29 protein-coding genes and 2 pseudogenes are annotated in these 26,317 nt (G+C 63.6%); 18 read left to right on the top strand and 13 right to left on the bottom strand.

Annotated elements, in window-relative coordinates:
* Together BMG07_RS03460 and BMG07_RS03465 are read left to right on the top strand one after the other, a co-directional pair.
* The coding region (locus BMG07_RS03460) for an ABC transporter permease (protein ID WP_198083368.1) at positions 1 to 286 on the top strand (286 nt) is incomplete at its 5' end.
* Positions 287 to 349: 63 nt separating this feature from the next.
* Positions 350 to 697, top strand: a complete 348-nt coding sequence (locus tag BMG07_RS03465; RefSeq protein WP_198083369.1) for a hypothetical protein — start codon at positions 350 to 352, stop codon at positions 695 to 697.
* Between the two features lie 239 nt (positions 698 to 936).
* Here BMG07_RS03465 and BMG07_RS03470 read toward each other — a convergent pair whose 3' ends face one another.
* From BMG07_RS03470 to BMG07_RS03480, 4 genes are all read right to left on the bottom strand, one after another.
* Positions 937 to 1,209: a hypothetical protein gene (locus tag BMG07_RS03470; protein WP_198083370.1), complete on the bottom strand. Its 273-nt coding sequence runs from the start codon at positions 1,207 to 1,209 to the stop codon at positions 937 to 939.
* Positions 1,210 to 1,818: 609 nt separating this feature from the next.
* Positions 1,819 to 1,983, bottom strand: coding sequence for a hypothetical protein (locus tag BMG07_RS03475; protein ID WP_198083371.1), 165 nt, complete (start codon positions 1,981 to 1,983; stop codon positions 1,819 to 1,821).
* Positions 1,984 to 2,331: 348 nt separating this feature from the next.
* Complete coding sequence (locus tag BMG07_RS41400) at positions 2,332 to 2,568, bottom strand: hypothetical protein (protein WP_269758603.1); 237 nt, start codon at positions 2,566 to 2,568, stop codon at positions 2,332 to 2,334.
* Between the two features lie 102 nt (positions 2,569 to 2,670).
* A complete protein-coding gene (locus BMG07_RS03480; RefSeq protein WP_198083372.1) occupies positions 2,671 to 3,264 on the bottom strand; it encodes a TetR family transcriptional regulator in 594 nt (197 codons plus the stop codon).
* Between the two features lie 102 nt (positions 3,265 to 3,366).
* On the opposite strand from BMG07_RS03480, the gene BMG07_RS03485 reads away from it, so the two are divergent.
* The 6 genes from BMG07_RS03485 (at position 3,367) to BMG07_RS43950 (ending at position 7,167) form a co-directional block, all read left to right on the top strand.
* Complete coding sequence (locus BMG07_RS03485; protein ID WP_198083373.1) at positions 3,367 to 3,699, top strand: MFS transporter; 333 nt, start codon at positions 3,367 to 3,369, stop codon at positions 3,697 to 3,699.
* Positions 3,687 to 4,826 carry an MFS transporter gene (locus BMG07_RS03490; RefSeq protein ID WP_198083374.1) on the top strand — a complete coding sequence of 380 codons (1,140 nt, stop codon included), beginning with the start codon at positions 3,687 to 3,689 and terminating at the stop codon, positions 4,824 to 4,826. Before BMG07_RS03485 ends, BMG07_RS03490 begins: the two co-directional genes overlap by 13 nt.
* 29 nt (positions 4,827 to 4,855) lie before the next feature.
* Entirely contained in the window at positions 4,856 to 5,182 is a 327-nt protein-coding gene (locus BMG07_RS03495; protein ID WP_198083375.1) for an SDR family oxidoreductase, read from the top strand.
* Positions 5,182 to 5,604 carry an SDR family NAD(P)-dependent oxidoreductase gene (locus BMG07_RS03500; protein ID WP_198083376.1) on the top strand — a complete coding sequence of 141 codons (423 nt, stop codon included), beginning with the start codon at positions 5,182 to 5,184 and terminating at the stop codon, positions 5,602 to 5,604. Before BMG07_RS03495 ends, BMG07_RS03500 begins: the two co-directional genes overlap by 1 nt.
* 107 nt (positions 5,605 to 5,711) lie before the next feature.
* Entirely contained in the window at positions 5,712 to 6,605 is an 894-nt protein-coding gene (locus BMG07_RS03505) for an alpha/beta hydrolase (protein ID WP_198083377.1), read from the top strand.
* A 145-nt stretch (positions 6,606 to 6,750) separates the two neighbouring features.
* Positions 6,751 to 7,167 (top strand): hypothetical protein, encoded by a 417-nt coding sequence (locus tag BMG07_RS43950; protein WP_307866857.1) that lies wholly within the window; start codon positions 6,751 to 6,753, stop codon positions 7,165 to 7,167.
* Between the two features lie 76 nt (positions 7,168 to 7,243).
* Here the strand turns inward: BMG07_RS43950 and BMG07_RS03515 are convergent, their stop codons facing one another.
* From BMG07_RS03515 to BMG07_RS03530, 4 genes are all read right to left on the bottom strand, one after another.
* A complete protein-coding gene (locus BMG07_RS03515) occupies positions 7,244 to 8,494 on the bottom strand; it encodes an LVIVD repeat-containing protein (RefSeq protein WP_198083378.1) in 1,251 nt (416 codons plus the stop codon).
* 96 nt (positions 8,495 to 8,590) lie between these two features.
* On the bottom strand, positions 8,591 to 9,697 hold the full coding sequence (locus BMG07_RS03520; protein WP_198083379.1) for a substrate-binding domain-containing protein: 1,107 nt from the start codon (positions 9,695 to 9,697) through the stop codon (positions 8,591 to 8,593).
* 68 nt (positions 9,698 to 9,765) lie between these two features.
* Positions 9,766 to 10,836 carry an ABC transporter permease gene (locus BMG07_RS03525; protein ID WP_198083380.1) on the bottom strand — a complete coding sequence of 357 codons (1,071 nt, stop codon included), beginning with the start codon at positions 10,834 to 10,836 and terminating at the stop codon, positions 9,766 to 9,768.
* 18 nt (positions 10,837 to 10,854) lie between these two features.
* Positions 10,855 to 12,405, bottom strand: coding sequence for a sugar ABC transporter ATP-binding protein (locus BMG07_RS03530; protein ID WP_198083381.1), 1,551 nt, complete (start codon positions 12,403 to 12,405; stop codon positions 10,855 to 10,857).
* A 168-nt stretch (positions 12,406 to 12,573) separates the two neighbouring features.
* Between BMG07_RS03530 and BMG07_RS03535 the strand changes: the two genes are divergently transcribed.
* A complete protein-coding gene (locus BMG07_RS03535) occupies positions 12,574 to 13,425 on the top strand; it encodes an AraC family transcriptional regulator (protein ID WP_198083382.1) in 852 nt (283 codons plus the stop codon).
* Between the two features lie 65 nt (positions 13,426 to 13,490).
* Here the strand turns inward: BMG07_RS03535 and BMG07_RS43955 are convergent, their stop codons facing one another.
* From BMG07_RS43955 to BMG07_RS03545, 3 genes and pseudogenes are all read right to left on the bottom strand, one after another.
* Positions 13,491 to 13,652, bottom strand: a complete 162-nt coding sequence (locus BMG07_RS43955) for a hypothetical protein (protein ID WP_307866858.1) — start codon at positions 13,650 to 13,652, stop codon at positions 13,491 to 13,493.
* Positions 13,649 to 14,410 carry a dihydrodipicolinate synthase family protein gene (locus BMG07_RS03540; protein WP_307866859.1) on the bottom strand — a complete coding sequence of 254 codons (762 nt, stop codon included), beginning with the start codon at positions 14,408 to 14,410 and terminating at the stop codon, positions 13,649 to 13,651. Before BMG07_RS03540 ends, BMG07_RS43955 begins: the two co-directional genes overlap by 4 nt.
* Before the next feature lie 20 nt (positions 14,411 to 14,430).
* Positions 14,431 to 17,351 (bottom strand): annotated as a pseudogene (locus BMG07_RS03545) (FAD-linked oxidase C-terminal domain-containing protein).
* Positions 17,352 to 17,614: 263 nt separating this feature from the next.
* Between BMG07_RS03545 and BMG07_RS03550 the strand changes: the two are divergent.
* Positions 17,615 to 18,514 carry a LysR substrate-binding domain-containing protein gene (locus BMG07_RS03550; RefSeq protein ID WP_198083383.1) on the top strand — a complete coding sequence of 300 codons (900 nt, stop codon included), beginning with the start codon at positions 17,615 to 17,617 and terminating at the stop codon, positions 18,512 to 18,514.
* Positions 18,515 to 18,558: 44 nt separating this feature from the next.
* Here BMG07_RS03550 and BMG07_RS03555 read toward each other — a convergent pair whose 3' ends face one another.
* Entirely contained in the window at positions 18,559 to 19,515 is a 957-nt protein-coding gene (locus tag BMG07_RS03555; RefSeq protein ID WP_269758604.1) for a LysR substrate-binding domain-containing protein, read from the bottom strand.
* A 100-nt stretch (positions 19,516 to 19,615) separates the two neighbouring features.
* Between BMG07_RS03555 and BMG07_RS03560 the strand changes: the two genes are divergently transcribed.
* The 3 genes from BMG07_RS03560 to BMG07_RS03570 all read left to right on the top strand — a co-directional run bounded on the left by BMG07_RS03560 (position 19,616) and on the right by BMG07_RS03570 (position 22,041).
* The gene (locus tag BMG07_RS03560; protein ID WP_198083384.1) at positions 19,616 to 20,593 is read left to right on the top strand and encodes a tripartite tricarboxylate transporter substrate binding protein; all 978 of its coding nucleotides are present in this window, start codon (positions 19,616 to 19,618) and stop codon (positions 20,591 to 20,593) included.
* Complete coding sequence (locus tag BMG07_RS03565; protein WP_198083385.1) at positions 20,593 to 20,976, top strand: hypothetical protein; 384 nt, start codon at positions 20,593 to 20,595, stop codon at positions 20,974 to 20,976. The genes BMG07_RS03560 and BMG07_RS03565 overlap by 1 nt, the downstream gene beginning before the upstream one ends.
* A 63-nt stretch (positions 20,977 to 21,039) precedes the next feature.
* Entirely contained in the window at positions 21,040 to 22,041 is a 1,002-nt protein-coding gene (locus BMG07_RS03570; RefSeq protein ID WP_269758605.1) for a polysaccharide deacetylase family protein, read from the top strand.
* 51 nt (positions 22,042 to 22,092) lie between these two features.
* Here the strand turns inward: BMG07_RS03570 and BMG07_RS03575 are convergent, their stop codons facing one another.
* Entirely contained in the window at positions 22,093 to 23,004 is a 912-nt protein-coding gene (locus tag BMG07_RS03575) for a LysR family transcriptional regulator (protein WP_198083386.1), read from the bottom strand.
* Between the two features lie 112 nt (positions 23,005 to 23,116).
* Here BMG07_RS03575 and BMG07_RS03580 point away from each other — a divergent pair, with 112 nt between their 5' ends.
* The 5 genes and pseudogenes from BMG07_RS03580 to BMG07_RS03600 form a co-directional block, all read left to right on the top strand.
* Positions 23,117 to 23,671: an ester cyclase gene (locus BMG07_RS03580; RefSeq protein ID WP_269758606.1), complete on the top strand. Its 555-nt coding sequence runs from the start codon at positions 23,117 to 23,119 to the stop codon at positions 23,669 to 23,671.
* Between the two features lie 36 nt (positions 23,672 to 23,707).
* Complete coding sequence (locus BMG07_RS03585) at positions 23,708 to 24,424, top strand: SDR family oxidoreductase (RefSeq protein ID WP_269758607.1); 717 nt, start codon at positions 23,708 to 23,710, stop codon at positions 24,422 to 24,424.
* Between the two features lie 2 nt (positions 24,425 to 24,426).
* A complete protein-coding gene (locus BMG07_RS03590) occupies positions 24,427 to 24,834 on the top strand; it encodes a VOC family protein (protein WP_198083389.1) in 408 nt (135 codons plus the stop codon).
* Between the two features lie 66 nt (positions 24,835 to 24,900).
* Positions 24,901 to 25,767: a polysaccharide deacetylase family protein gene (locus BMG07_RS03595; protein ID WP_198083390.1), complete on the top strand. Its 867-nt coding sequence runs from the start codon at positions 24,901 to 24,903 to the stop codon at positions 25,765 to 25,767.
* A 17-nt stretch (positions 25,768 to 25,784) separates the two neighbouring features.
* Positions 25,785 to 25,985, top strand: a pseudogene (locus BMG07_RS03600) (transporter substrate-binding protein); the annotation flags it as partial.
* Between the last annotated feature and the right edge of the window lie 332 nt (positions 25,986 to 26,317).

Raw genomic sequence — 26,317 nt, forward strand, 5'->3', positions numbered from 1 at the left:
GTGGGCCGACGGCTTCGAGAAGCTGCAGATCATCCCCTTGATGATCGTCACGCCGCTGACCTTCCTGGGCGGGAGTTTCTATTCGATCCACATGCTGCCGCCGTTCTGGCAGAAGGTGTCGCTGTTCAATCCGGTGGTCTACCTGATCAGCGGGTTCCGCTGGAGCTTCTATGGCATTTCCGACGTCAGCCTGCCGACCAGCATGGGGGTGACGCTGGGGTTTCTGGCGCTGTGCCTGATCACCGTGCGCTGGATCTTCAAGACGGGGTACAGGCTCAAGACCTGATCGGGTGCTTGCCCGGCGACGCTCTCCCGCCGGGACTATGCTCGGGTGGAAACCTTCCACCTCATGACGATCAAGAAGCTCGTGCTCACGGCAGTTTCGGCTGCGGCATGTATGTCCGCGCATGCCGGAACGGTTTCGCCTCCCGAGGTTCGAAGCATCACTTATCGAGGAGAGTTGCGCGGCCCCCCGCTCGATGCGGCAGGGAACCCGGTCTTCGACGCCACGCAAACGCTGCTCGCCGGACCTGGACCTTGGCCCACGCAGGAAACGTTTTGGATGGAAGCTGTTGTGCTGCGAGAAGCAAAGGAGATTTGCCGCAAGCAAGGCAGATCGATGAAGTTGGTCAGCAGCGATCCATCTGAAACGGTCGTCGGTCCTGTGACCTTTGAGCTTCGATACCAGTGCCTTTGATCAATCCTGCCTCTCCTGCTGGCCGTTGCCGAGCTCCGCATCCGCCTGGTCGCCGACGTCACCCTGATTGCGCGCGATGGAAACCATCGGCGGCCATGGCGCAGCCACAGCACTCGGCATGGTGCTGTCGCACCAGCCGGTGCTCTCGGCCGGCAAGGTCGAGCAGATCGATCCGGTCCCGGACCGTCTCCCACCGCCACCCAGTGCCAAGGCGGCCAAATGTCCCGCCAGGCCTGTATCTAGGACGCCGGCACAAGCCGTACGTCTTGCGCGGGATCCTGATGAAGGATCAGTGCCCAGGTTAATTCGAAGCCCATGAGTGCTTGATCCGGGACTGGACTTGCTTCGAGGTGAGCCTGAGAAAACTGCCGCTGTTGCACCAGTTCTTGGGCCAGCAGGTCGGGGTTGGGATGCGTCTTGATGAGCGCTCTCAGCGCCGCCGTCAGCGCCATCTCTGTTCCGAGAGAGTTCGCGGCCGAAGCCTTTTCCGTTGCCTCTTGCGGTGTGGTCATTGCGTCCTTCCCTTGCGGGCTCCGTGTTGAGGACTTATCACTCTACTCTCATGGCCGGCCGCAGCGGTGCATGCGTCCCCCGTCCGCTGCTGTTGCTTTTGTCTGCCTTGCCATCGGGGCGGTGACTGGAAGAAGAGGCCGAGCAGGGGTCTGCAAGGGGGACCATCTGGCTTTTCAGCAGGGTGCAGACCACACACTCATGAAAAAGCCCGCACAAGGCGGGCTTCAAGAATGTGGTCGTGAACTCTTACGCGGTCCACGCTACGGCAAATTCGTTTGCATGAAGTCATTCTTGTTTTCTTCGTCGTCATGACTTCGACGCGCTGGTATGGGGTTCAGCTTGCCCCGCGGGACAGCGCTCAGAACCATTGAGCGTGCAGGAAGTGTACTCGACTGCATTTTCGATCACGCGCTACGTTGTTCTGAACTCGCGATCGATCTCGACCGGCGCTTTTCAAGGTCGTCGGCGAAGCGACAGTGCAGCGAAGAAACGAAGAAGCCGCTTGAGATGCACGGCTCGACCCCAGTCAAGCTCGAAGCGTCCGCCGGGCCAACGCGCATGCTGCGAATCTGGAATCCAGGGAGGTCGGAACGTTGCCCGGGCTTTCGCTATTGCGGCGTGAGCGCGTAATTCTGACCTTCCTCTTCCTGCCACTCGATCGCTCCTTTCTTCCCTACATTCAACTGCTGCAGTCCGCTGGAACCATCCTTGTGGATGACCAGTCGAATCTTTTGACAGTTCGCGAAAAGCGGTTCGGGTGTGATCGCAATCACCTTTTCACCCTGTTCGACCTGGGCGGGCTTCTCGCGTGCATAACAGGCGGGTGCCGTGTTTCCACGAATACGGAAGTTGGCCGCTGGGTTCCACTGGCCGGACTGGCCCCTCCCATCACGTAGTCCCAGCTTTGCTTTTCCGCCGCAATGGACGCGCTGCTGAAGAGAGCCGTCAACACGAATGCGGCGGAGAGAACTGACGCCTGTTTCATGGTGAGTACGGCTGATTGTTGGTGAGACGGATTGTTGGTCTGGCCCTCTATTTCTCCAAGCGCCAGAAAAAAACCGGCTGTCTGACTTTTCAATAGAGGTTCGTGCGCGTAGGAAGGACGTCGTGCCCGAACGTCCTCAACCGCACAGAGAAAGGACGATGGACGGAATGAGGTGGGCGCCGACGGTCTGGACGATCGTCGACGCGGGGGCGGCGTGTCCACCGGCCTTGAGCTTCCCGACGTGGAGACGGCCCACTTCCGCCGGCCAGAGCTCCAGCGCCTCCTGTCGTTGAAGCGAGCGACTCATGCGTCGTGCTGCGAGCCGCAATCGCTGAACGTCGTCGAACGCGAGTGTGTGAAGGGAGGCGGGCACGTCAAGAAACTACCGTCTTGAGCATATTGCGATCTCTCGTTTCTCCGTACTCCAGAAACTATCAACTTTCTGTACGCAGGATCGAGGCATGGTCAGTGAGGCTCATGGCCCAGGCGACACACACTTCTGAATAGCATCGCCCGCCATGGCGGCGAGCTTCCGTTGTGAGGCGGAAGCCAGCACCGATGAGCCGAGCAGATGCCGCATTGTTGCCAGTCCAATCACATAGGACGCGATGAGCGCTGCCCGCAGTTCGGCATCACGACCGCCCATCTTTACGGCCAACGGCGCAACGAACTCCGCATGAAACTGGGCGCTGACCACTTGCGCGGTCTCCGGACTCGCTGCGGCGAGGATCAACAGCCGCAGCGGGTTGAACCCCGCATCCTCCGGTTCGTCACCGCCCATCACGCCTTTCACCAGGAAAGCGCCCAAGGTGTCCAGAGATTCGGGAAGATGTTCATCGACATGAAACGCACCCTGCACCACTTCGGCAAATAGCTTCTCCTTGTTGCCGAAATAGCGGTTGACCAACGCCGCATCGACACCGGCAGCACTGCTGATTTCACGCACTCCGACGTTTTCATAGCTGCGCCGCGAGAAGCAATCCCTCGCTGCCGCAAGGATGCGAGAGCGCGTGTTGGTTGCGTTGCGTGTAAGGGGCGTCTCTGTCTCTTTGACTGCTTGCTTCGGCATTTCATGTTCTCCGTTCTTGCGGCTTTGGCATTATGTCATCGTCTGTTGACATCGTGATTTGTTGCGCGCATACTTCTTGTCATCGACTGTTGACTTAACGCCATGTCCGCTCCTGCAACCACCGAATCGCCCCTGCAGACACCTTCGGGTACCGCCATCCGGTCGCTCCTTTTGCCTTTGATGATGGTTCTCTTCATCTCGACGCTCGATCAGACGATCGTCGCCACAGCGCTCGGCCGCATCGGGTCGGTGCTCGGCGACGCCATCAACGCACCGTGGATCGCCACGTCTTACTTGCTGACGAGCGCCGTTACGACACTGATCTTCGGAAAGCTCGGCGACATGATCGGGCGCAAGGTCGTGTTGCAGTGGTCCATCGCCGTCTTCGTGATCGGCTCGGCGCTTTGCGCGTCTCGCCCTCCATGGTCTGGTTGATCGCCGCGCGGGCGCTGCAAGGTGTCGGGGGCGGTGGCCTCAATTCGCTGGTGATGGCGATCGTCGGTGACGTGGTTGCTCCTCGCGACCGGGCTCGCCATCAGGCGACGCTGGGGATCGTCCCGGCGATCGCGATCGTGATCGGACCTGTGCTTGGCGGCCTCATCGTCGACCACTGGAATTGGACGTGGATTTTCCTGATCAACGTTCCGCTTGGCGGCTTGGCGCTGTGGATGATCTCGTCACGCTTGCACTTGAGCGCGCCCAGTTCGCCTCATCGGTTGGACATCGCAGGCGCGTTGCTGGCAGTCGTGTTCACAACCTGCGCATTGCTGATCACGTCGCTCGCCGGACAGGCATTTGCCTGGACCTCCTGGCCGATCATCGGCCTTGCAGTGACCACGTTCGTTGCCTTGCCGGCATACCTTCTGGTCGAGCATCGCGCGGTAGAACCGATCACGCCACTTTCGTTGTTCTCGAACAGCATCTTCGTGATCTCCGCATTGCTGTTCTTTCTGGCGACTGCGGCGCTTTTCGTGGGCTTGCTGTTCGTGCCGCTGATGCTTCAAACGATCTTCGGACATTCGGCATTCGTCGCCGGCGCCAGCATCGTTCCGCTGTTGCTCGGGCTGATCGCTGCAAGCATGGTGAGTGGTACGTTGATCTCCAAGGGGGCGCGGTACAAGGCTTTTCCGATCTTCGGTGCATTGCTCTGCGGAGCGGGGCTCGGCGTGCTCGGATTCACCACGCTCGACACATCGCTGTGGACCGTCGTTGCTGCGCTGATCGGCCTCGGCAGCGGGCTGGGGCTTTTCATCCAGGTCGCCGTGCTCGCAGGCCAGAACGCGGTCGCGCATCGAAACCTCGGCGTTGCAACGGGCACGCTCAACTTCTTCAAGACGATGGGTGGTGCCTCAGGCGCTGCCGTACTTGGCGCGATCCTGGCAGCGGGACTGGCGGGAGCAAGTGCGCCCGTGCAGGCACTCGCTGCGTTTCGCCATGTCTTCCTGGACACCGCTGCACTGATGGGCGTGGCTTTGCTGCTGGCTGTGTTGCTTCGAGAGAAGCCTCTGTCGGCGGAGGTGGTCGCGATTGCCGAGGGCCGCGTCGATGTTCCCGAGTATTGAACCAACCATTGATCACCAAGGAGTCAGAAATGACTGATCGAAAACTCGACGGCAAGGTGGCCGTCATTACCGGCGGCAGCAGCGGCATCGGGTTGGCGACTGCTCGACTCTTCATCGCACACGGCGCCCACGTCGTCATCGCGGGGCGCAATGAGGCGGCGCTTCAATCCGCAAAGCGAGACCTGGGCGGCAATGTGTTCACGGTGCGCGCAGACGTCAGTCGTCCCGCCGAGCTCAAATTGCTGATGCGAACTGCGCACGATGCGCTGGGTCCGATCGACGTGCTCTTTGCAAACGCGGGAATTTCGGAGTGCCCCGACATCTTCGACACAGGGGAATCTTTTTTGACGAGTTGATGAGCATCAACGTGAAGGGTGTCTTCTATGCCTTCACCGAGGCCTTCGAACTGATGTCCGATGGCGCGGCCGCCGTCTTCACCAGCTCCGTCGTACAACAGCGCGGCCGGCCGGGAGACGTGCTGTATGCAGCCTCGAAAGCGGCAGTGCGCAGCCTTGCCCGAACCCTCGCCGCCGACGAACGCGTGTTGGCCAGGCATGTTCGTGTCAATGTGGTCAGCCCCGGTGCCATCGAGACGCCGCTCACCGCCACAGCGACTGCGGACGCCGACGTTCGCGCCTGGGTCGAGGGTCAGGTGCCGATGGGGCGCTGGGGGCGGGCCGAAGAGGTCGCCAAGGCCGTTCTGTTTCTCGCTTCCGCCGACGCCAGTTACCTGACCGGTGGAGAGATTGCCGTCGACGGCGGACTGGGGCAAATATGAGGCTCACCGCGCAATGGACTGCGAGAGCTCTGCAACTTGCCTTTCGCTTGTTCCCGTCAACCCCTCGGCAGTTGACGTTTCAAGGCGCAGCGATCGAGCCGACGCCGATGCTCGCCTCCACGCGCCACGGAGAGGTTCGCTGTGATGTCTATCGGTCGGATCGCGTGGGCGACGGCGGTACCCGACCGCCCGTCTATTTGAACTTTCATGGCGGCGCGTTCATCGTTCGGGAGCCGCAACAAGATGCGCATGCTTGTCGCTTCATCGCCGCAACGACGGGTGCCGTCGTCGTCAACGTCGACTACGACACCGCGCCGAAGGTTCAATACCCCGTTGCTGAAGAGCAGGCGATGGACGTCTTCAACTGGATTGGACAGCACGGGGATGAGCTCGGCTGGAACTCCGACGAGGTCGTCGTCGGAGGATTCAGCGCAGGAGCCAAGTTGGCGATCAACGTGTGCCAGCAAGCGCGAGACACTGGGACGCGGATGCCTCTGGGCGTCGTGGCGTGCTACCCCGCACTGAACATGACGTTGCCCGTGGCGGCTCGTTCGGAATCCGCCTTGAAGGCGCGCGCACCAGGCCAACCCAAGCCTGCTGTGGCGCCATGGCTGATCAGGCTGATGTACGACACCTACTTCGTCAATGTGAAGCGGCGCGCCGAAGCGCTCGCATCACCGGAACTCGACACCGATCTCGCGAGCTTTCCCGCGACCTTGATCGTGACGGGCGCTCTCGATTCTGTGAGCGCCGAAGCTGAACGTTTTGCGGCCTCGCTCGCGGCGCATGGTGTCGATGTGCGGCACAGACAGTTCCCCAACAGCGACCACGGCATGACGCACAACATGCCTGCCGACGTCGCAAGGGAAGCGCTCGAATTGATCGCGGAACACGTCTCCCAGGCATTTGCCACGACACCTTCCTCACCGTCGTTCGCCCATCGGAAAGCAATTCAATCATGCTCGACCGTCGCACCTTTTCCACTGCGTTCGTCGTGCTGATTGCAGCCGTTTCAATCTCGGCGACAGCTCAAACTCAGGTACAGACACAAGCGCCAACGCCTGTGCGAAACGTGGTCCTCGTTCATGGTCTGTTCGCCGAGGGTTCGAGCTGGGGCAAGGTCACACCCCTGCTGCAAAGGCCGGCTTGAACGTCGCCGCGGTTCAGAACCCGCTCACGTCCTTCGTTGACGACGTTGATGCGACGCGCCGCGCGATCGCGCTGCAGGATCGACCGACCTTGCTGGTCGCAGACTCTTGCGGCGGCATGGTCATCACGGAGGCCGGCACCGACCCGAAGGTGAAAAGCCTCGTGTACATCGCGGCACGTGCACCCGATGCCGGCGAAGAGCCGGTCATTTCCACGCTCGAAAAGATCGCCCAGTCCGGCCAGATCAGCTTCGGCATCCGCGACCGCTCGCCGCCGTCCGGGTGCACGAACGGGGAGGGCGCGGTCGGCCATGTGATCGACGCGTGCATGCACGTGGTGGCGGCGGTGAGGCGCGAGCTGGGCCGGACCGACCTGCGCGTGGCAATGCGGCCTGCGCTGTCGGGCAGCCGTTGATCCAGGCGGCCGAAGCAGACGAACTGCGCAACATCGGCGCAGGAAGGGCAGAGCGAGGAAATGGCTGCCACAGCACCTAGCGCAATCCTCCGAATTCGAGAATGCAGAGCCCCCCGTTGTAATCCGTCGAGTAAACCAGCCCACCAGCGTCCACGAACACGTCACACGACTGGATCACCTTCGGCCGGTTGGGCCGACGGTCCATCAGCCGATCCGGTTGCGGCGGAACGAACGCGCCGACTTCGTTCGGCCGGAAAGGGTCTCGAATATCGAAAACGCGCACACCGGCGTTCTGGTACGTCGTGAAGATCAGGTCCGAACTCACGAAGCTGCCGGGCCGGTTCTCGTGAAGGTTGTGGGGACCAAAATGCCCAGCCTTGCGCTTGAAGTCCGATTCCGAAGGGCTAGGGAAAGTGGAGATGCTCACGGGGTTCGACGGCTCGCGCACGTCGAACATCCAGATAGGCTTCTCGCCGTCTTCCTGGTGATCGAGCACGGCTTCGTCCAATACCACGAGCAGGTCGCGATCCGGCAAGGGGAGGCAGTTGTGCGTGCCACCGCCGAAGGGCGGTGACCAGTTGCGGTGCGCGAGCAAGCGCGGCTGCGCGCGGTCTGCCACGTCGAGCACCACCAGGCCCGCGTCGCGCCAGGCGCAGTACGCAATGTCGCCATGCACGATCGGGTGATGCAGGCCATTGCGCCGGGATGCGTCCCACGGCGGTGTTTCGCCAGCGGCCACGTTCATGCCGGGCAGCCAGAACCGGCCGGCCTCGCGCGGGTGTGTCGGATCCGACATGTCGATGGTGATGAACACGTAGTCGGAGAAGCCGTCGATCAATGCCGATGCATAGGCCCAGCGGCCGCCCACGTACCAGACCCTGTGTACGCCCCCGCCTTCGATCGGCATGAAACCGATCTCTCGCGGGCTGTCGCCCTTCGAGATGTCGTAGACGGCGAGGCCGGCGCGCCAGTTCCTGGTGTTGCTCGCCGCGGCCTGTGCGGTGCCCACCTTGCGCCCGAGTGCGCCTTGGTAGTACTCGCGCTCGTCCTGGAACTCGGTGGCCGCGAACATGTCCTTGGCGTTGATCACCAGCAGCAAGTCATCATGCGTCTGCAGGTGGATGTTCCAGGTGTTGGGTGGCGCGGGCACATAGGCGACCGCGGCGGGGCGGGCCGGATCGCGGACATCGACCACGCTGAACCCCTTCGAGAACATGTGCCCGATGTACGCGTATCCGCGGTCGACCATCAATTGCACGCCGTCAGCGCGCCCCCCTTGGTCGCTGTGTCCGATGAGCCGCATGTTGCGCGCGAAGTCGGGTGTCATGGCTGGTGTCTGTGTCATCTGCGAGTTTTGATGGGAGGTGTTTGCTGCATGTCTCGGGAATGAACTGGATTCCCGACGACCTTCGCGTGAAGACGCTTACTTCGTCTTCCAGATCTGGCGGTAGATGTCGCGGTAGTTGTTGTCCGGGTCGTAGACGTTGTCCTTGCCGCCCTCTGTGCCGATGTTGGCGTTCGTGACGAGATGCACGGGCGACGTGTAGCTGGTCGCGGGAGCACCCGCGAATGCGCGATTCAGCTCGTCGACGGCCTGCCAGCCTTGCTGCGAAACGGGTTCCGCCACGGTGGCGACCTGGTAGTCGTTGTTGCGGATGCGCTGAAAGGCGGACTCGCTGCCGTTGCCGGCCGACACGCCGAGCAATGGTCCTGTTCCCTTGTAGCCCGCTTGCTGCAGGGTGGGCGCCATGAAGTCGAACGGCATGTCATTGATGGTCAGCGTCCACGTCCACTTCGCTCCGTAGCGCTGAAGCAAGGTGGCCGACAACTGCGGAATGCGCGTCGCGGTATCCGACAACGGCGTGTCCTCGACCTTCAGCAACTGGCAGCTCGCGCACTGCTTCACCAATGCGGCCATCGCATCGGCCTTGGCCGTGGCGACCTCGTAGGTCGAGTCGGTGAGGATGACCACGCCGGCCTTGCCGTTCGAAGCCGCAATCACATACATCACCGCAGCCTTCGCGACGTCGAGCGGGTCCGTGGTCAGGTTGGTGAAGATGCCTTGTTGAGACGCCGGCCCTGGCTTGGCCGACGAATGCCAGCCCACGATCTTGATGCCGCTCGATGCGGCCTGCTGGATCAGCGCCGACTGCTCCTTCGCGTCGACGCTGCCCAGCACGATGCCATTCGGTTTCAGTGCGATGGCCTGGTTCAAGGCGGCAGAGCGGCCGGAGATCGAGCCTTGACCGTCAATGATCCGGTAGGTCCATCCAATGGCTTTCGCCGCTTGCTGAACCGCCTGTGCGACGCCACGAGGGCCGCTGTCCCGTTGATCCGCGGACACGAAAACGATGGTCTTGCCCTGTTGAGCCGCGGGTCCCGTGGTGGGGCCGGACCATGGCAGGCTGGACCGTGTGGCCTGCGCTGTGTAGGCCTTGGCCTGCGCGACGATGTCGTCCGCGGCATGAATGTCTGCTGACAAGCAGGCCAACAGAATGGCGGCAGCAGAGAGAATATGGGCACGTTTCATGATGTCTCCGGTCTTGCTTTGGTTTGGGGATTGATTGATCTCAGGCACAGGGCCGACGCGCGGAAGCGTCAGCTGTCCTTCGCGGTCTGCGGTGCGATGGGAGGGCTTGCTGCCGCGCTCCTGCGCGGGCTGCGCCGGCGGCGCTGGGCGTATCCGGCGATGCCGATCGCGACAAGAAGCGTGGCGCCATTGAAGAGCGGCTCGACGTAGAAGTCGCCGCCCATCTGCTGGATGCCCGCAATGCCGACGGCCAGGATCGACACGCCGAACACCGTGCCCCAGACATTGACGCGGCCGGGCTTGATGGTGGTCGAGCCGAGGAAGGCGCCGACGAGCGCGGGCAGCAGATAGTCGAGACCGACGCTCGCCTGACCGATGCGCAGCTTTGCGGCGAGCACCACGCCGGCGAATGCTGTCATCACACCCGAGCCGACGAACGCCAGGATCACGTAGCGCCGCGTCGGAATGCCGTTGAGCGCGGCGGCCCGTGGATTGGCCCCGATCGCGTAGAAGTAGCGGCCGATCGGAAGGTAGTCGGCCGCAATCCACAACACGATCGCGAGGACGAGCACATAGGTCGTCGCAATCGGCAGGCCGAAGAGCGAGGTTGAGAATATCGAGGTGAACGGGTCCGGCAGCGCGCCGATCACCTGCCTGCCTCCGGTGTGCCACATGGCAAGCGCGTACAGCACCGTGCCGGTGCCGAGCGTCGCAATGAACGAGTCGATCTGTGCGATCTCCACGAGCAGGCCATTGACCAGCCCCAGCAACGCGCCGAGCACGAGCACAACCAGCACGGCGACAGGCCAGTCGAAGCCGTACATGGTCTGCAGGCTGATGGCCAGGATATGCCACATCACGATGCCGTAACCCACGGTCAGGTCGATGCGACCCGTGGCCATGGGAATCATGGCGGCGAGCGCAAGAATGGCGATGATGGATTTGTCGCCGGTGATGGAGCGCGCATTGAGCAGGGTCGGGAAGGTGTCCGGCAGCGTCACCGAGAACACGACGATCAGCAGGAGCGTAAGGATCGGCAAGCCGAACACGGGGAGCAGTCGCATGAAGCGCGAGAAGGGAGAAAGGGCTGCCAGCTCGCGGCGCGTCGGCTCGAGCGCGTTGGATTTGAGTGATTGCATGGTGTTGCCTGAAAGCGTTCAATGAATGGGGGCGGATGGCGCGTCGACGTGGTCGAGCGACGCGCAATGCAGCAGCTCTGAAACGCTCAGTTGCTCGAGCGGCAGCTCGCGCGCGATGGTTCCGTTGCGAAACACCAGCGCGCGATGACAGATCTGCGCGGTTTCCTCGAAGTCCGACGAAATCAGAATGACGGCCATGCCGGTGCGCACGGCATCGCCCAGCAATCGGTAGATCTCGGCTTTGGCGCCGATGTCGACACCGGCGGTCGGGTCCTCGAGCACGAGCACTTGCGCTCCGATGCGCAGCCATCGCGCGATCACCACCTTCTGCTGGTTGCCGCCTGACAGAGTTTCGATCAGTGCGTTGGGATCGTTGGGCCTGAGCGCGACGCGCCGCCCCAACTCCAGCGCTTCGTCGGCCTCGCTCGCCGCCGAACGCAACGCGAACGGCGTGCGACCCGTCGCCTTCGGATTCAGGAAGAGGTTCTCGCGGATATTGAGTCCCGGCGCAATGGACTCGCCGTAGCGGTCGCCCGCGACGAGGCACAGGCCGCTGCGCAACGCGGCGCTCGGCGTGGAAAGGTCGGCGCGCTGGCCGTCGAGCAGCACCGTGCCGGACAGGATCGCCTGCGCGCCGAACAGCGCCTTGCCCACGTTGTCGTGGCCCGCGCCGCGCAACCCGACCAGACCCAGGATCTCGCCGCGCCGCACGTCGAAGTTCAACGGACCCGCATCGTCCGTGCACAGGCGGCGCACCGACAGCGCGATGGGAGCGACAGCCGTTGTCGGTGGCCGCACGAAAACGGAGTCGGGTTCCCTGCCGACGATGTGGCGGATCAGTTCGGCAGGTTGCGTCGCGGCGGTGGCCTGCTCGGCCACCCGGCTGCCGTCGCGCAGCACCACGATCCGGTCCGACAATGCGAACACTTCGTCGAGCCGGTGCGACACGTAGATCATGGCAACGCCCTGCGCCCGCAGCTTGCGCAATACCTCGTGCAGCTGCTGCACCTCGCTCTCCGGCAGGCTTGCGGTCGGCTCGTCGAGCACCATCAGATCGGCGCGACTCGACAGGCCGCGCGCAATGGCGACGAGCGATCGCTCAGCCCGGGACAGTGACGCCACGCGCTGATCGGGGTCGATGTCTCCACCCACCAGTGCCAGCGCTTCGCGCGCCCGTTCTCGGACTTGCCCCCATGCGATCAGACCGTGCCGCTTGCTGAACGTCGTCGCGAGCGCGATGTTCTCCGCGACCGTCATCCAGTCGACCAGTCCCAGGTCCTGGTGAACGAACGCGATCCGGCCGTGCATGGCCCGCGCATCGATCGGTTCGCCCCGGAACAGCAGATGGCCGGAAGAGGGCGCGTGAACACCGGCAAGGATCTTGATCAAAGTCGATTTGCCGGCGCCGTTCTCCCCCAGGAGCGCGACGATCTCGCCCGGATGGACGTCGAAGCTGATGCCCTTGAGCACCGGCACGCCGTTGAAATTCTTGTGGATGTTCTGCACCGCGAGGATGGGTGCGGATCGCGAAAGGGCGTGATCCCTTTCGCGGGGTCGGGGTGTGGTCATGTCTCAGTCCGTTGAAGGCTCTTTGGCCGAATTCAGTGCTTTCGCCCGGTATTTTTATTTTTTGTATTATTCGGCGATGCCCGCAGAGGCTTCAATCTAAAAACGGCCACTCAATCATCGAAATTCGGCCACTAACCGCGCGAGTGAAACGCGCTGGAGACGATCGCAATGACTGCTGACTGCGCCCGGGCCGACTGGCAAATGCCGAAGGACGAGCCTGGTAATCCGTTCAAGTGCACCCACGAATTTGCGGAGTGCATGGAGAAGCTGAAGCCAGGCAAGCACCGGTTTGGCTCGCTGGGGGATCCCAAGAACAAGATCCTCTGCATCGAGCAGGGCTCCGTGAAAATCGAAGGACCGCACGGCCAGTGGACGCTGCTGCCTGCACACATGATCTTTGTGCCGCACGGCAGGCCGTATCGCATCTGCACGAGCGCCGACGCGGTGGTTGGCGTGGTGCATCTGAGCGAGCAGCACACCGTCTGGGAGCACGAGGGATGTTGGGCAGCGCCGACCAACAGCCTCGCCAAGGAAATGCTCGGCTATGCGCTTCGTTGGGGGCGGGACCGCGCCAGTGACGACCCGGTTGCCAATGCCTACTTCAACGCCCTTGGCCTGCTCTGCAAGGAATGGTTCCAGTGCTCGCGGATGATGTGGATTCCGTTCGGCGAGTCCATCGAACTGAAGCGCGCCATCGCCTACAGCCGAACGCGACTCGAATCCGTGACGATCGAACTCGCGGCCGAAGCCGCTGGCACCTCCGTGCGCACCTTGCGGCGGTATTTCCAGGATGAACTCGGCATGAGTTGGCGCCGGTTTCTCAAGGAGTTGCGCATGGCGCGAGCCATCGAGCTGTTGACCCTCAAGCGACTGTCCGTGACCCAGACGGCACTGGAAGTCGGCTTCAACAGCGTGGCGGCATTCACGCTCGCGTTCACTTCATTCACCGGCAAGACACCCAGCGCGTACACGAAAGACTTTGTCAGCAGCGGCAGCGCGTTGGCAGTCGGTTCGCATTGAGCGATCCACGGCCCGGTGATCCGGGTGTGTCGGGCCGCGGGCGTTGTGTTGCCCTGCTGGAGGGATCAGGGATTCGGGTAGCCCGGCATGTCGAACCCGATGGCGTTCAGGTCTGCAATGACCTTGTCGCCGGTGGCCTTGTCGAGTTCGGTCAGCGGAGGGCGTACCTTGCGCCATTGCGCATCGCCAGACCAACTGGCGACGGCATGCTTCATCGCCGGAATCATGTAGCTGCCTTGGAACACTTGGCGAACCGCATCGACGTTGCCTGCAGGCCGGGGGCTTCCGTGCTGTTCCAGCCTTCGAACATCCGGTGGATGCCCGCGGGGTTCATGTTGACGGTGGCACTGATGCAGCCGGCGGCGCCTATGGGCATGGCCGCCGAGAGAAACGATTCGCTGGCCGGAAAGACATCAAAACCATCCGCCGCGAAGGTGTCGATCATGGCCTTGGTATGGCGCCAGTCACCGGCTGAATCCTTCGCGCCGGCAATCACGGTGGGGTAACGCTGGAGCAGCCGCTCGATCAACGTGAGCGTGATCGGAACGTGCGTGAACTGGGGAATGTGATACAGGTAGATCGGTGCGCAACCAGCGCCCACGCGCTCGATGATCTCCGCGTAGTAGGCGAACACGCCGTCCTCGGACACACCCTTGAAGAAGAAGGGCGGCAGCGTCAGCAAGCCGGCGGCGCCGGCCTTGCTGGCGTGCCGCGAAAGCTCGACGGCGTCGGGCAGTGCGCACGCGCCTGTGCCCGGCATCATCCTGCCTGCGGGTATGCCTGCTTCGAGCAAGGCGTCGGTCAATGCGATGCGTTCGGGCGTGGTGATCGATGCAGCCTCGGAATTGGTTCCGAAGATTGCAAGGCCGGCGCTGTTGTCGACGAGCCAGCGGCAGTGCGCGATGAAACGCGCTACGTCGGCTTCAAGCGATGCATTGAAGGGAGTCAGCACTGGCGCGAGTACGCCGCGGATCTTGTTGGTCATGGTTGGGTTCAGCCTTCGTTTCAAATGATTGGCGTCTCGGCGGCGCTTCGTCGATGCGCCATCTGGAGGAATTCGGCAAGGTGCTGGACCTCGCGGCCCGTGCCCTGCCTGATTTGCTCTCGGCAGCTGAAGCCGTTTGTGAGGATGACGGTGTCGGCACTGACGGCGCGGACCGCCGGCAGCAGCACAAGCTCCCCGACGGCCTTCGAAATCTCGACGTGCGCCGGGTTGAACCCGAAAGAACCGGCCATGCCGCAGCACCCGCTGTCCAGATGAACCGCTCGCGCGCCCATCGCCTTCAGAAGGGCAATGTCCCCCTTCGTTCCGAACAAGGATTTCTGATGGCAGTGCGCATGCACCAGCACATCGATCTCCATGCGCGCAGGCTTGTAGCCGTGTTCATGAAGAAAATCGCCCAGCAACGAGACGCTGGCGGCGAGTCGTTTGGCCCGAGCATCCTCCGGGAACATCTTGAGCAATTCGTCCTTGAAGACCGACATGCATCCCGGCTCTAGCCCGACCACCGCGAGGGGGCCGCCATTGACTTCGTCCATCTGCTGTCCGATCACCTCGAGCGTCTTGCGCAGCTTCTCGCGCGCGAGGTCCAGGTAGCCGAAATCGTATAGCGGCCGACCACAACACAGAGGCGTGGCCGGAAGTACCGCCTCGAACCCGGCGTGCCCCAGAACCTCGACGGCGGCGCTCGCCACTTCGGGATGGAAGTGCTCGCAGAAAGTGTCCACCCAGAGAATGACCTTGGGATTGCCCGAAGGCTTGGTGGCGGTCTTCTTCGCGAGTTGGCGAAACGTCTTGGCCGCGAACTTCGGCATGTCGCGATCCGCGGCGACGCCACCCATGCGCTTGGCGATAGACGACAGGCCCGGGGTCTGTGTCATCAGGTTCGCCAGCCAGGGCAGCTTGCCAGCCAGCGGCGCCCAGTCCCCGATGCGCCCCATGGTCAACGCTTGGCGCGGGCGCGTGTTCTTCTCGTAGTAGTGGGACAGGAACTCGGCCTTGTACGACGCCATGTCGGTGTGTGTCGGGCAGTCGCTCTTGCAGCCCTTGCATGCGAGGCAGGTGTCCAGGGCTTCCTTCAGCGGCTCGCTGTTCCAGCCGTCCTTGACGACGTCGCCCTGCAACATTTCCCAGAACAGCCGTGACGCCCGCGCGTCGAGAAACGCTCTTCCTTCGTGGCCCTGTAGCTCGGGCACATGGTGCTGGCCTGCGTGCTGCGGCAGCGCCCCATGCCGACGCAGTGCTCCACGGCCCGCTGGAAGCCGTCGCCTTCCGCGCTGCGAAAGTCCATGCGCGTGTGGAGCTTGACCACCTTGTACTGCGGCCCCATGCGAAGGTTGTCGTCGACACGGTAGGCATCGACCACCTTGCCGGGGTTGAGCCGGTTCAGCGGATCCCAGATGCGCTTGAATTCACGCAGGGCCTCCATGAGTTCCTCCCCGAACATGATCGGCAGGAATTCGGCCTTGGCCTGCCCGTCGCCATGCTCGCCAGTGAGCGATCCGCCGCAATCGACGACGAGTTGCGCGGCCTCGCGGATGAAGGCGCGGAACCGCGCAACCCCTTCGACGGTGCGAAGGTCGAAGGTAATGCGCGCATGCACGCAACCGTCGCCGAAATGACCGAACAAGGAGGTCTGGTAGCCGTAGCGGTCGACCAGGGCCTGGAACGATCGAAGATAGTCGCCCAGCCGCAATGGATCGACAGCAGCGTCCTCCCATCCGACCTGGGGGTCTGGAATGGAGGGATCGATCGACAACTGCGTGGCCGAGGCCCCGTTCTCGCGGATCGACCACATGCGCCGTTGCATCGCAGGGTCGGTGATGACCCAGCTCGAAGGGCGCGGCCCCGTGGGGCGCTCCCTGAAATAGGCGGCTGCCTTGTCTGCCTGCGCGGTAGCGTCCTCCAGCGAGTTCGCACCGAATTCAACCATCACCCACGCGTCGCCCTCGGGCAGCAGATCGATCTCGGCTTGCGCGAGGTTTCGCGCCTGCAGCCCGCGAATGATGGCGCGATCCAGGCCTTCGATGGCAATGGGGGAGAAGCGCTGGTATTCCGGGACGGCGTCGGCGGCCAGGTAAATGTCCGGAAAACCGAGCACCAGCACCACGCGGTTCGGTGGACTTTGCACCAGCCGTACCTTGGCGCGCAGCGTGAGCGCACACGTGCCCTCGGTACCGACCAGCGCACGCGCCACGTTGAAGCCGTTCTCGGGCAGCAACTGGTCAAGGTTGTAGCCGGAAACGCGGCGCTTGATGTCCGGGAACTTGCCGCGGATCAAGTCGGCGTAGCGGTCGCGCAAGTCGCGCAGCTTCGCGTAGATCTCGCCCTGGCGTCCGCCGGCGGCGATGATCCGGGACAGTTCGTCTTCTGGCGTGGGGCCGGTCCAGAACCGCGCTCCGTCATAAGTCATGACCTCCAGCGCCTCGATGTTCTCCAGCGTCTTGCCGGCCATCACGGAGTGCGGCCCACAAGAGTTGTTCGCGATCATTCCGCCCAGCGTGCAGCGACTGTGGGTCGAAGGATCGGGCGCGAAAGTCAGTCCGTATTTCTCCGCGGCGCCGATGAGCTTGTCGCAGACCACACCAGGCTCCACCAGCGCGGTACCGGCGACCGGATCGAGTGAAAGAATCTCATCGCAGAAGGCCGACATGTCGAACACTACGGCGACATTGACGGTCTGTCCGTTCATGGAGGTGCCCCCACCACGCATGAGCACTGGCGCGTTGTGCCGGCGGCAGATCTCCACGCCCTTGATGAAGTCGTCGACCGACCTGGGTACCACCACCCCGATGGGCACTTGGCGGTAATTGGATGCATCGGAGGCATACACCGCCCGATGTCCGTCATCGAAGCGCACCGAGGCGCCGAGCGAGACGGACAACTCGCTTTCGAGCGCGCTCCAGTCTTGTTGAAGATGAGACATCTGTGTCACTCGTCGAGCAGGGCACGCTGCGCCTGGACGAGCGCCGTCGTCATCGGCATGTCGGCCTGGCCTCCCATCGGGCCAGGAACGAGGGTCACCAGAAAAAAGATGGTTCGTCGGCTTCGTTTCATCGGGTTCCTTTGTCGGTCAGCATTCATGGATTGAATGAATTGACTGCCCCTGTGTCGGATTGCCGATGAGTTTCCCCTTTACCCGCGCCGAGGAAAAACGTATGTTCTGCAGCTAATGCATGAGTTTCCTGAATGAACCCGAGACGCCTCACACCATCCATGTCGTTGCTGGTGGCCTTCGAGGCCGCTGCGCGCCATCTCAGCTTCACTCGCGCCGCGGTCGAACTGTCGTTGACGCAAAGCGCAGTGAGCCGACAGGTGCAGGCGCTTGAAGAACTGCTGGAAATTCCGCTCTTCCGTCGTGAAGGCCGGAAGATCGCGCTGACAGACACTGGCGCGATGTATCAGAGGGAGGTCAGTGGCGCGTTGCAACGCATCAGCAGCGCGTCATTGCAGGCCATTGCGTACCGGACGGGTGGCGGTTCATTGCATCTCGCCTCCCTGCCTGCATTCACTGCGAAGTGGCTCATGCCGAGGATGAAATCGTTCTACGGCACTCACCCGGGCATCCTCGTGCACATCCATTCGCGGCTGAAGCAGTTCGATCTCGAGCTCGCGGGCATCGATGCGGTGATCGGCGTGGGCGACGGTGTCTGGCCGGGGCTGCTCTCGCACCACCTGATCGACGAGGTCGTGGTCCCCGTGATCAGTCCGGCGCTGCGAAGGGCGCATCCCATGATGTCGCCGGCGGACATCTCGCAGCACTTGCTGCTGGTGGTCGCCGCCCGCCCGTATGTCTGGAAGGATTGGTTCTCGGCGCAGGGACTGCCCGTGAGCAAGATGAGACTCGGCCCTCAGTTCGAGCTGACCTCGCATCTGATCCAGGCAGTTGCATCCGGCATCGGCGTAGGGTTGCTTCCAACGTTTCTTGTCGAAGACGAGCTTCGCAGCGGGGTGCTCGAAACGGCCTTCGATCTGCCCTTGAAGACGAACGCCGGCTACTACTTGTTCGTTCCTCCGGAGAAGCTCTCGCTGCCACCGGTCACGGCGTTTCGGAATTGGCTCCTGGAACAGCGCGACAACGCCGGCTGAGCGGCGCATCGCGCATGGTGGCAAGGGCCGAGCGCGTCTGCTGGTCAGATCCCGGCCACGTCGGTTTGCGCGCCTGGTAGATATGCCTCGATCCGGGCTTGGAGGTCGGTGGCCGCAGTGCGCATCGCCTCCCAGACAAAGATCGCTGCCCGCGTGTGATACCGGTTGAGCGAACGGATCAGGCAAGCCCTGCGCGCCAGCGCGGGCGCATCGATGGTGATGGCGCCGCGCACGTTCAGGCTCAATGCCGTGGCGGCATTCACCACCGCCGTCATGCCGTGATGACGCGCGGCGTGCACCAGGTCTTCTTGTGCATCGGATTCGAAATGCACCTGCGGCTTGAGGTTCTGTGCCGCAAACAGGCTTTCGATCCGGCGTCGCATGGCGTACTCGGTCGGCAGCAGTGCCAGGCGCTCGCCAGCCAGTTCCGACAGCGTCATGGGGCGCCGTCGCCTGCCCGAGCGCACCGCGACGTACGGCTCGGTGAAACATGCCTGGACGTCCATGTCCGATCGGTCCGACGCATCGAAAGTGACCGCGAAATCCAGATCTCCGCGCGCGACCCCTTCAGCCAGTGCCGGCGCCGTGCGACGCGACATCGAGATGGAAAGCTCGGGCCAGCGCGCCTGCGCCGCATGAACGACCGGCGCAACCCAGCAATTGCCGTAGGACTGCGCGAGTCCGATACGCACGGTCCCTGAGACGGCAACCGAGCGATCGCTCCCCGCGCGCAATGCCGCCTGCAGGTCTCCCATGCTCGCGGTGATGCGCCGGTGCAACTGCATCGCCTGATGCGTGGGTATGGCGCGCCTGCCCACGCGGTCGAAGAGGCGAAGGCCCAGGGCCGCTTCGAAGGCGGCAATCTGCTCCGACAGCGCCGGCTGCGAGATCGAGCAGTCGCGCGCGGCCATGCTGAAGCTGTCCGCCCGTATGACGGCGTTGAAGTAACGCAGTTGGCGCAGCGAGACGAGCTCGAGCGGGTCGCGCAGTTGTCGGGACATATCGATAGGTTTTTCCGATTTATAGGGGGCCAATAACCGATTGGATCAATTTCCCCCTATCGATGACATTGGGCTTTACCCAAGAAGACCTCCAAAAATCATGCAGACACGACGACAACTCATCCAAAGAATTGGAGCACTGGCAGCCGCCAGCAGCGCGTGGACGACCGCGCTTGCGCAGGGCTTTCCCGCCAAGCCGATCCGTATCGTCTGTCCCTATCCGCCCGGCGCAACCACGGATGCGATCTCCCGCCTGATGGCCACCGCGCTGCAAACCACGAGCGGCGCGACAGTGCTGGTGGACAACCGGGGCGGCGCGGGCGGCAACATCGGGACCGAAGTCGTGGCGCGCGGCGACGCCGACGGCTACACCTTGCTCCTCGGTGCGCTGGGCCCCTTGAGCGCCAACGAGGCCCTGTATCCCAAGCTGGGCTTCAATCCCGCGCGGGACTTCACGCCGCTGGCGCTGGCCGCGGTGGTGCCCCTGATCATGGTGGCGCATCCTTCGTTTCCCGCCGACACGCCGGCCGACGCCGTCAAGCTGCTGCGCGCAAACCCCGGGAAGTATTCGTATGCCTCGGCCGGCAACGGCACGCCGCAGCATCTTGCGGGGGAGCTGTTCAAGCAGCTCACCGGAACGAGCGTCGTGCATGTTCCGTACCGAGGGTCCGGCCCCGCGCTGAATGACGTGATGGGCGGTCAGGTGCAGTTGCTGTTCGAGGCTTCGCCGGCGGTGCTGCAGCACATCAAGTCGGGACGGCTGAAGGCCGTGGCCGTCACGACCCGCGAGCGCATCGCGGGTCTGCCGCAGGTGCCGACGCTCAAGGAGTCCGGCATCGACGCCGACATTGGTGGCTGGTACGGTTTTCTTGCGCCCGCCGCGACGCCGGCCGATCGCGTGGCCTGGCTGTCGGAGCAGATGCGCCGTGCCCTGGCCGATCCGCTCATGCAGACGCGCCTGGCCGATCTGGGGTCGCAGAAAGTCGACAGCTCTCCCCAGGCCTTTGCCCGCTTGATCGAATCGGAACGCGCGCGCTGGGGCAAGTTGATTCGCGATCGCGGAATAAAGCTCGACTGATGCCACACCTTCGCATCGAAGTCAGCGCCGAACTGGCCGCCGCGCTGGACTGGAAACAACTGGCCCACGACATTCACCTTGACCTGGCTGCTGCCAAGTGGGCCGCCCTCGATGACCTGAAGACGCGCGTCTTGGTCTGTGCCGATGCGTTGGCGGGTCAGGATCACGGTGCGCAGCAACTGGTGGCGACCTTGATCATCACCAATCCACGGCCGCCCGACATGCAACGCGCCATGACAGAGCGGGTGATGGCACACCTCGAAGGCGCTGTGCGCGCGCTGCAGCCGGTGCACTGGGTCCAGTGCTGCGTTTTCATGCAGGCCACTCGCAGGGATGACTATGCGAAATGGCAATGGAATGCGCCGGTTTCGCCCTCGCCCTGACCGCCTATACGGCAGCTCTCATTTCCGCCGATCCATGTCGACCAACTATCCAAGGAGACTTTCATGACCGAGAAGATTTCAGGCGATGCCACTGGGACCGGAAATTCCAGGCGTGCTGTGTTGCGCGGTGCGGCAATGGTGGCGGCTGCCGCTGGCACCGGTTTGTTGGGCACGCAGGCGACAGGTGCCACCGCGGCGCCCGCGATGTCCGCAGCCAAGGGAAAGTTCTGGCCGGACGGCATCCGGATGGTGATGTCGGTGTCGATGCAGTTCGAGTCCGGCGCGCAGAGCGAGCACAACAACGGCTCGCCTTTCCCTGCCATGGACGAGAAGTATCCGGATCTGCCCGCACGCACCTGGTTCGAGTACGGTGTGCGGGAAGGCATCCCGCGCCTGCTGGACTTGTGGGACAGGCACGGGGTCAAGGTCACCTCTCACATGACCGGCCAAGCGGTCGAGCGCAATCCAACGCTCGCCAAGGAGATCGTCGCGCGCGGTCACGAGGCAGCGGCGCATGGCCAGACCTGGACGCCGCACTGGACCATGTCGCCCGAAGAAGAGCGCGCTTCTTACCAGGCCAATGTCGATGCCGTGCTGAAGGCTACCGGCACGCGCCCGGTCGGCTTCAACGCGTTCTGGCTGCGCGGCACGCCAAAGACCCTGGAGATTCTTCAAAGTCTGGGCTTCACGTACCACATCGACGATCTGTCGAGCGATGAACCCATGACGACACCCATCAACGGCAAGCCCTTCGCGATCGTGCCCTACACGCTGCGCATGAACGACATCGGCCGGTTCGGCGCCGAGGGGCCGCTCACGGCCTCGGCCTTCGGCCAGGAGTTGAAGGACGAGTTCGATCAGCTCTATCTCGAGTCCGCGAGCCGCCGCCGGATGATGTCGGTCTCGACCCATGACCGCATCGGGGGTACGCCAGCTCGCGTGAAGGTGCTGGGGGAATTCCTTGCCTATGCGAAGAAGCACGCCGGCGTGGCCTTCGTGCGCAAGGACCAGATCGCGCGTTGGGCGCTGTCGATGCCGCAGGTGCCCAGCAAGACATACGGCTGAGCGCCGACCCCGACCGGCCGCATCGGTATTTCCGGTGGCGCTGGCCTTCGTTCAAGGCTCCGGCTGCGAGGCGAACTGCGACACCAGCAAATCGATGAACTGTCGGGTCCGGGTGGGCAGGAAGCGACGCGATGTGTAGACGACCTGGATCGGGCTGCTTTCGCCGGTCCATTCCGGCAGGACTTCGACCAGTCGTCCATCACCCAGCTCGGTCATCACATCCCAGATGGAGCGCCGAACCAGTCCGAGTCCGGCAAGTGCCCAGTCATGCGCCTGCTCGCCGTTGTCGGCAACCATGCGGCCGCGGATGCGCACGGTGGTCCATGCGCTGGCGGGGCTGCTCACTGGCCGGAAGCGCCAATCCGCGTTTCCGGAGAGGTTGTGGGTCATGACGATGCAGTCGTGGGTCGACAGGTCTGCCGGCGTACGTGGCGGCTCGCGATCCGCGAGGTAGGCCGGCGCCGAGCACACCACGCGCCGGTTTGGCGCCAGCGTTCGCACCACCAGGCGCGAATCCTCGGCGCCGCCGATGCGCACGGCACAGTCGAAGCCGCCTTCGATCAGGTCCACCACCGAATCCGACAGCGACAGGTGCACGGACACCCCGGGGTTGTCGAGTGCGAAGCGCGCCATCACAGGGCCGATCCAGCGCCGCCCCAGTGCCACCGGCGAGGACACGCGCAGGACACCGCGCGGTCCGAGGGAGCCTCGGCCGATCGCCGCTTCCGCCTCTTCCACATCCGCCAGGATGGCCTGGCAGCGCTCGAAATAGATGGCGCCCTCGTCGGTCAGCGACAACCGCCGGGAACTGCGCTGCAAGAGCCGCGTGCCCAGCGCCGCTTCGAGCCGCGCGAGGCGCTTGCTCCCAACGGCCGGCGAAAACCCCAGTTCCCGCCCCGCGGCGGAGAGGCTGCCCGTCGCCACTGTCTGCACGAAAAGCCGCATGTCGGCGAGCTCTGGCATATCTTCAACTTTCGAGAATAGATGGTTTGGCAATTTATGCCATTTTCACGAATTCGAGAAAGATGGAAAGTCAACCCTGTCGTGACCATTCCGGCCACAAAGGAGTTTGATGATGTTTGCAATTCAGCCGTTCGGCCGCAGCCTCGCTGTCGCCGCCTCCATGGCCCTCGCGCTGCCGGGCCTTGCATTTGCGCAGGCAAGCACGTCCTTGCCTGAAGCGGACCACACGGTCGCGGACCGCTCCATCGGCAAGGCACAAAGCGCCGCGATGACGCTGGCGGCACGCCGCTATTTCGCTTTCTGGAACACCGGCGACGAAAGCTTCGCGCGGCTCGCCCTGTCGCCCGAGTTCATCGACCGCACTCTGCCGCCGGGAAGACCACAGGGGCTGGACGGGCCGCTGTTCGCTTCGAAGAACTTCCGCGCCGCTGTGCCGGACCTGAAGCTCGAGGTGCAGGAAATGATGCTCGTCGGTGACCGCGTGGTGGGACGCCTGCGCTTCACCGGCCACTACACCGGCAGCTTCCAGGGCAAGGCCGGCGATGGCCAGCCCGTGGACTTCATCGCAACGGACATCTACCGCGTCGCCAACGGCCGGATCGCCGAGAACTGGCACCTCGAAGACAACCTGACGCTGCTGCAGCAGCTCGGCGCCGTGCATCCCTGATCGCCCCGTCCGCCCATTTTTCAAGGAGTCATTCTCATGTCCCTTTCCAATCAAACCGTGGTCGTGATCGGCGGCAGCTCGGGCATCGGCCTGGCCGTTGCGCGCGGTGCGCTGCGGCTCGGTGCTCGCGTCATCGTCGGCGGACGCGATGCCGAACGGCTTGCCGCTGCTGCGGCGCCCAATCCCGGCCTCGAGACAGCAACCCTCGACATCACGCGTGAAGACGAGGTCGCCGCCTTCTTCGAGCGCATCGGCGCGCTCGACCACCTTGTGGTGACGGCGGGCGCGTTGATCGGATCTTCACCGCTGCGCGCACTCGACGTCGCCGTGATGCGCGACGCCTTCGACGTCAAGCTGACTGGCAGCCTCATCGCGGCCAAGCACGCGGCGCAGCATCTGCGCCCGGGCGGCTCGATCGGTTTCACCTCCGGCGTGCTGGCGCGCAAGCCCTCGCCCCACGCGGTCGTGAAGACAGCCGTCAATGCGGCACTGGAGGCCGCGGCCCGGCAACTGGCGCGCGAGCTCGCCCCGTTGCGCGTGTACGCGATCAGCCCTGGCCCGGTGAATACGCCGAGCTGGCGGCTGATGGACGACGCAAGCCGCACCGCCATGTTCGACAGGCTCGGCGGCACGTTGCCCGTGGGCTTCGCTGCCAGCGACGACGACACCGCCGCAGGCTATCTGTTCGCGATGCAGGCGCGCGCGCTCACGGGCGCGGTGATCGATCTCGACAGCGGCGCGCTGGTGGCCTGAACATGACGGCATCTGCGTTTGCGCAGCTCGATCATGTGCTGCTTGTCGTGAGCGAGGCGCAACCGACGCTCTCGTTTCTCACGGACGTGGTCGGCCTGCGTGTTGGCCCCCGGCCACCCTTTCGCTTTCCCGGCTGGTGGCTTTACGCGGGCGAGCAAGCGGCGGTGCACATGGCGTTGCGCGACAACGGTGCGGCGCTTGCAGAGCAGGTGGGCGCGCAGCGCGGGCCGGGCGGTGGCGTGGTCGATCACGTCGCCTTCCGCATCCCGGATGCGCAGGCGATCCGCCGACGACTCATTGACGGCAACTGGCCGTTCCATGAGGCCGTCGTGCCCGAGACGGGCGAGCGTCAATTCTTCATTGCGATTCCCCAAGGCCCGGTGGTCGAGCTCGTGACGGCCACGAGCTGAAAGACGGACCACGGCATTTTTTCCCTTTCTTTTTCCCCTTCATTTCACTTCGACGAAAGGTTCACCATGACTTCATCCCATGCACCCAACCGCAACTTCTGGCCCGATGGCATCCGCCTCGTGCTCTCCGTCTCCATGCAGTTCGAAGCCGGCGCACAGAGCGAACACAACAACGGCGCGCCGTTCCCGCCACTCGCCGAGAACGTGCCCGATCTGCCGGCCCGCACCTGGTTCGACTATGGCGTGCGCGAGGGCATTCCGCGCATGCTCGACCTGTGGGAGAAGCACGGCGTGCAGGTGACATCGCACATGACCGGCCAAGCGGTCGAGCGCAATCCGGCACTTGCGCGCGAAATCGTCTCTCGCGGCCATGAAGCCGCTGCGCATGGGCAGACGTGGACACCGCACTGGACCTTGAGCGAAGCCGAAGAGCGCGCCTCCTATGCAGCCAACATCGTGGCCATCGAACAGGCCACTGGCACACGCCCGGTCGGCTTCAACGCGTTCTGGCTGCGCGGCACGCCGAATACGCTGAGCGTGCTGCAAGGCCTGGGCTTCACGTACCACATCGACGACCTGTCGAGCGACCAGCCGATGACCACGATGGTCAACGGCAAGCCCTTTGCGATCGTGCCCTACACGCTGCGCAACAACGACATCGCGCGCTACGGCGCCGAAGGGCCACTCACGGCGTCGGCCTTCGGGCAGGAACTGAAGGACGAGTTCGACCAGCTCTACGAAGAAGCGGGGTACCGTCGCCGGATGATGTCGATCTCGACCCACGACCGCATCGGCGGCACGCCGGCGCGCGTGAAGGTGCTGGGCGATTTCCTGCGTTATGCGAAGCAGCATCCGGGTGTGGTGTTCATGCGCAAGGACCGGATCGCGCAACTGGCGCTGAGCATGCCGGACGTGCCGGTCAAGGACCTCTGATCATCCGCGCGGACGGACCGAATCGACGGATCCAGCCCCGGTGGTCGTACCTGCTCAAGAACAGGGGCTCGCGCTTCTTCCTCGTGGGTGCCGACCGCATCTATCCGCGCGAGTCGAACCGCGTCATGCGCGAGATGGTCGAGCAGCACGGCGGAGAAATTCTCGACGAGGTCTATTTGCCCCTGGAAGCGAGTGAAGCCGAACTGCAGGAGGTCATGCGCGCCTGGACACGCGCAAGCTCGTCAGGGCGTCGCACGGGGTGCATTTCGAATCGCGCGCCGAGGGCGTGAAGCTGGGACAGATCGCGGTGGTCTTCCGATTCAAGGCCGCGATGGAAGCGCTGGAGGAGGCGCTGCGGGTGCACGACATCGCGTTCCAGTCGCTTCGCACGCTGAAACCGCGCGACCTGCGCTGGGGCGACGATGCCGTTCGGATCCTGACGGCGCACAGTGTGAAGGGGCTGGAGTTCTCGCACGAGTTCGTGGGTGCGATCCTCGAACACCGCGTGGATCGCATCGCGCGTCGGTTACAGGCACGTCCTAGAACGGGC

The organism is Variovorax sp. E3, from assembly GCF_016082275.1.
Classification (GTDB): Bacteria; Pseudomonadota; Gammaproteobacteria; order Burkholderiales; family Burkholderiaceae_C; genus Variovorax.